At 41.4% G+C, this 5,416-nt stretch carries 6 protein-coding genes and 1 pseudogene; all 7 read left to right on the top strand.

What is annotated here, in order from left to right; translation table 11 throughout:
* A pseudogene (locus GA0116959_RS14220) lies at positions 1-158 on the top strand (catechol 1,2-dioxygenase); the annotation flags it as partial.
* An 82-nt stretch (positions 159-240) separates the two neighbouring features.
* A complete protein-coding gene (benA, locus tag GA0116959_RS14105) occupies positions 241-1,626 on the top strand; it encodes a benzoate 1,2-dioxygenase large subunit (RefSeq protein WP_053577887.1) in 1,386 nt (461 codons plus the stop codon).
* A complete protein-coding gene (gene benB / locus GA0116959_RS14100) occupies positions 1,623-2,114 on the top strand; it encodes a benzoate 1,2-dioxygenase small subunit (RefSeq protein ID WP_053577886.1) in 492 nt (163 codons plus the stop codon). Before benA ends, benB begins: the two co-directional genes overlap by 4 nt.
* A 78-nt stretch (positions 2,115-2,192) precedes the next feature.
* On the top strand, positions 2,193-3,209 hold the full coding sequence (benC, locus tag GA0116959_RS14095) for a benzoate 1,2-dioxygenase electron transfer component BenC (RefSeq protein ID WP_092721203.1): 1,017 nt from the start codon (positions 2,193-2,195) through the stop codon (positions 3,207-3,209).
* A gap of 18 nt (positions 3,210-3,227) precedes the next feature.
* Positions 3,228-4,013 carry a benzoate diol dehydrogenase BenD gene (benD, locus tag GA0116959_RS14090; RefSeq protein ID WP_092721202.1) on the top strand — a complete coding sequence of 262 codons (786 nt, stop codon included), beginning with the start codon at positions 3,228-3,230 and terminating at the stop codon, positions 4,011-4,013.
* 60 nt (positions 4,014-4,073) lie between these two features.
* Positions 4,074-5,294, top strand: a complete 1,221-nt coding sequence (gene benE / locus GA0116959_RS14085; protein WP_092721201.1) for a benzoate/H(+) symporter BenE — start codon at positions 4,074-4,076, stop codon at positions 5,292-5,294.
* Positions 5,295-5,321: 27 nt separating this feature from the next.
* Positions 5,322-5,416: CoA-transferase (locus tag GA0116959_RS14215; protein ID WP_280513252.1), on the top strand; the 95-nt coding region annotated here is incomplete at its 3' end.

The raw sequence follows: 5,416 nt of genomic DNA, 5'->3' as shown, positions 1-5,416 counted from the left end.
GTTTAGTGGCTACAGCTGAAGATGTTACGGATGAAGCTGAGATCGCACGTCGTGGTTTAGACAAACCATTCAAACATATTCAGTTCAATGTTGAATTGAATAAAGAAGTCGATGCTGCACCTACCTCTGAAGTTGAACGTCGTCGCGTAAGCGCTTAATACACTTATGATAGGTCACCCAGATGTCAATTTAATGACATCTGGGTGACTTTCCCAAAATTTGGAAAGTCGGAGAACGGACATGCCTCGTATTCCAGTAATTAATACTAGCCACCTTGATCGCATTGATGAACTTTTAGTTGATGACTTCGAGACTGGTGAATTTAAACTTCATCGCTCTGTATTTACAGATCAATCCCTCTTTGACTTAGAGATGAAATATATCTTTGAAGGCAACTGGGTCTACTTGGCACATGAAAGCCAAATTCCAAACAACAATGATTACTACACCACTTATATGGGTCGCCAGCCTGTTGTGATTGCACGAAATCGTGCGGGTGAACTCAATGCAATGATCAATGCATGTTCACATCGTGGCGCACAACTTTGCCGTCATAAACGTGGTAACAAAGCAACGTATACTTGCCCATTCCATGGTTGGACCTTTAATAATTCTGGTAAATTATTGAAAGTCAAAGACCCTGCTGAAGCTGGATATTCAGATTGTTTTAACAAAGACGGTTCCCACGATCTTAAAAAAGTGGCTCGTTTTGAAAGCTACAAAGGTTTCCTATTTGGTAGCTTAAACCCAGATGTGCCTTCATTAGAAGAATTCTTGGGTGAAACGACCAAAATCATCGACATGATTGTAGATCAGTCAGATCAAGGTCTAGAAGTTTTACGTGGTACATCATCATATACTTTTGATGGAAACTGGAAACTCACGGCTGAAAATGGTGCTGATGGTTACCATGTTTCTGCTGTTCACTGGAACTATGCTGCAACGACTCAACACCGTAAAGAAGCTCAAGCAGAAGATAACATTCGTGCGATGAGTGCGGGTTCTTGGGGTAAACAAGGCGGTGGTTCATACGGCTTTGAAAATGGTCATATGTTGCTTTGGACACAATGGGCAAACCCAGAAGACCGTCCAAACTTCCCTAAAGCCGAAGAATATACCGAAAAATTCGGTGCGCCGATGTCTAAATGGATGATCGAGCGTTCACGTAATTTGTGCCTATATCCAAATGTTTACTTTATGGATCAATTCGGTTCGCAAATTCGGGTGGTTCGCCCTATTTCAGTCGATAAGTCAGAAGTGACTATTTACTGTATTGCACCAGTCGGTGAAGACAAAGAAGCACGCAGCCGCCGTATTCGTCAATATGAAGATTTCTTTAATGCTTCAGGTATGGCAACGCCAGATGACTTAGAAGAGTTCCGTGCTTGCCAAGCAGGTTATGCGGGTATTGCGCTTGAATGGAATGACATGTGTCGTGGTTCTAAGCATTGGATTCAAGGCCCAGATGAAGCTGCCAATGAAATTGGCTTAAACCCTGCAATTAGCTGTATTAAAACAGAAGATGAAGGTTTATATCTAGCTCAGCATGCTTATTGGCTGAAAGAAATGAAAAAAGCCATTGTTGCTGAAAAAGAACTTGTTGCAACTGAAGGAGAAAACGCATGAGCGCAATAACTTTAGAAAATATTGCTCAATTTCTCTATAAAGAAGCTCGTTTTCTTGATGATGAACAATGGGATGATTGGGTACAGTGCTACGCACCTTCAGCAGAATTCTGGATGCCGTCATGGGATGACTATGACAAATTAACAGAAGATCCACAGTCTGAAATTTCGTTGATTTACTATCCAGATCGTCAAGGTTTAGAAGACCGTGTGTTCCGTATTAAAACGGAACGTTCTTCAGCAACCATGCCAGATACGCGCACCACCCACAACTTAAGTAATATCGAAATTGTGGAACAAAATGGTGATTTAGTCACAGTTCGTTTCAACTGGAATACTTTAAGTTTCCGTTATAAAACCAACTACAGCTACTTTGGTATGTCACGTTATATCATCGATTTTTCTGGTCCAGAGCCAAAAATCTTGAATAAATATGTGGTACTCAAAAATGATTATATCAATCAAGTTATTGATATTTATCACTTGTAATAACACAGAACTTCTTCAGCCAAATGGAAAATTGGCTGAAGAATAACACCAGTTTTAAATATTTATAGGACTTTAGCCATGTCAAACCTAAATGTTGCACTTCAATTTGAAGATGGCGTAACACGTTTTATCAGCGTCATTCAAGGCGAAACTTTATCTGACGCTGCATACCGTCAAAAAATCAATATTCCTTTGGACTGTCGTGATGGAGCTTGCGGAACGTGTCGTGCATACTGTGAATCAGGTTCGTTTGACATGCCTGAAGAAATGTATATTGAAGATGCGTTAACACCAGAAGAAGCTGCGGAAGGTTATATTTTAGCGTGCCAATGCCGCCCGACTTCTGATGCAGTTTTCCAAATTCAAGCGTCATCTGAAGTGTGTAAAACAGAAATTCATCAGTTCCAAGGCACACTTGAACATGTTGAAAAATTATCAGATTCGACTATCACTTTTGATATTCAACTGGATGAAGGTCAACCTAATATTCATTTCCTCGCGGGCCAATATGTCAATGTTGGACTACCAGGAACAACTGAAACACGTTCTTATTCATTCAGTTCAAAACCCGGTAATCGTTTAACCAGCTTTGTGGTACGTAACGTGCCAAACGGTAAAATGAGTGAGTTTTTGAGCGCGACTGCTAAAGCCGGCGATAAAATGACGTTCGCAGGTCCATTTGGTAGCTTCTATTTACGCCCTGTAAATCGTCCAGTTCTTATGTTGGCTGGTGGTACAGGTATTGCACCATTTATGTCTATGCTACAAGTACTAGAAGAGAAAGGTTCAGATCATCCAGTACGTTTAGTCTTTGGTGTAACCAATGATTTTGACTTGATTGCGATTGAAAAGTTAAACGAACTACAAGAAAAATTCTCTTGGTTTGAATACCGTACCGTGGTTGCTAGTCCAGAATCTGCACATGAACGCAAAGGTTATGTAACAGGTCATGTTGACAATGACTGGTTAAATGCAGGTGATGTAGACATCTATCTGTGTGGTCCAGTATTGATGGTTGAAGCTGTACGTGGTTGGTTAGATGCAGAAGGCATTAAACCTGCAAGCTTCTTGTTTGAAAAATTCTCTGCTAACTAAATTAAGGGAATTATTCAAATGTCTGATCGTCAAAGATTTAAAAATAAAGTCGTGATTGTGACGGGTGCCGCTCAAGGCATCGGTCGCGGTGTTGCACTTCAAGTGGCATCGGAAGGTGCTCAAGTCATCATGGCAGATTTGTCCGAATATGTAGCTGAAGTACTGACTGAAATTAAAACCGCTGGTGGTGATGCAGTTACGATTAATGCTGACCTAGAAACCTTTGCAGGCGCACAATCAGTCGTTGAAAAAGCCATTGCAACTTACGGCCGTGTCGATGTGCTGATTAACAATGTGGGTGGTGCAATTTGGATGAAACCATTCCAAGAATTTTCTGAACAGGAAATTATCAAGGAAGTAAATCGTTCATTGTTTCCAACCATGTGGTGCTGCCGCGCAGTTTTACCTGAAATGATTAAAAATCAAAAAGGTACGATTGTAAATGTATCGTCTATTGCAACTCGTGGCATCAATCGCGTTCCTTATTCAGCTTCTAAAGGCGGGGTAAACGGTCTGACTGCTGCCCTTGCCTTTGAACATGCACAAGATGGTATTCGTGTTAACGCAGTCGCGACAGGTGGAACCGAAGCGCCACCACGTAAAGTTCCACGTAATGCCAATCCTCTTACTGAAAATGAAAAAAATTGGATGCAAGAAGTGGTAAATCAAACCATTGACCGCACGTTCCTCGGCCGTTACGGTACGATTCAAGAACAAGTCAATGCGATTGTATTTCTTGCTTCTGATGACTCCTCATATATCACAGGAACAGTTGTACCTGTAGGTGGTGGTGATCAGGGTTAAACCTGACCGCTCTTTAGATTAACAGGATCATTGAATTCTACGCATGGAGGCAATAGCGCAATGGTAACCCTGTTCAAAACGTTAAAAAATGATTGGTCCATTTCAGCAACTGTCGCAGGATTTTTGGCGGTGCTGATTTCTTATTCTGGCCCACTCATTATTTTTTTCCAAGCGGCACAAAAAGCGCAAGTTTCCAATACCATGATGATTTCATGGATATGGGGAATTTCAATTGGTGCCGCAATTGCAGGGATTTTTCTCTCCATCAAGTATAAAGTTCCAGTCATTACTGCTTGGTCGGCGCCTGGAACTGCCTTATTGGTCACTTTATTTCCAAATATTTCTTTAAATGAAGCTGTAGCAGCCTATATCACTTCTGCTGTGGTCATTTTTTTGATTGGCATTACAGGCTATTTCGATAAACTTTTAAAATGGATTCCCCAAGATGTCGCAGCTGGCATGATGGCCGGAATCCTTTTTCAGTTTGGTTTAGGACTTTTTACGGCAACAGATACTATGCCGGTGATTGTTTTTGGGATGTTGCTGGTATTTTTGGTGGCTAAACGTTTTACACCACGTTATGCCATGGTATGGGTACTGGTTTCTGGCGTATTGCTCAGTTTATTTTTAGGTCAAATGAATCCTGTAAATGTAAATTTTGCTCTTGCTATCCCACAATTTATTGCCCCCGAATGGACCTGGAATTCAACCTTGAATTTGGCTATTCCCCTCATTTTAGTTAGCTTATCAGGTCAATTCTTGCCGGGCATGGCCATCATGAAACTCAGTGGTTATGACACACCGGCAAAACCAATTATTACTGCCACCAGTATTGCTTCTTTAGCAGTGGCATGTGTCGGTGGTATTACCATTGTTCTGGCCTCAATTACTGCTGCGTTATGCATGGGTAAAGATGCGCATGAACTGAAAGAAAAACGCTATATCGCCGGTATTGCCAACGGTATTTTTTATATTTTAGGCGGTTTATTTGCAGGCAGTATCGTCATGCTGTTTAGCTTATTGCCTAAAGAGTTGATTGCAGCCTTAGCAGGTCTTGCTTTATTAGGCGCTATCGCCACCAACATTTCAGTCGCGATGAAAAATGAATCTCATCGCGAAGCAGCTCTAATTACCTTCCTAGCTACGGCTTCAGGTATGCAGTTTTTAGGGCTCAGTTCCGTATTTTGGGGTATTTGTATTGGTGTAATTGCACATTTAGTTCTCACTAAACGTGAATCTAACACGCCCAATCCATCCTCAAGTCAAAGTTCCAAAAATTAATGAGCCAATCACTGTCTAGGAAACATTATGATAGATAAAAGCACTGCTTCATTACGTGAAGCCCTCTCCCAAATCAAAGACGGCTCCACCATCATGATTGGTGGTTTCGGTACCGCAGGACA

Source organism: Acinetobacter albensis (assembly GCF_900095025.1).
GTDB lineage: Bacteria > Pseudomonadota > Gammaproteobacteria > Pseudomonadales > Moraxellaceae > Acinetobacter > Acinetobacter albensis.
This window is presented reverse-complemented; position numbering and strand designations above follow the sequence as displayed.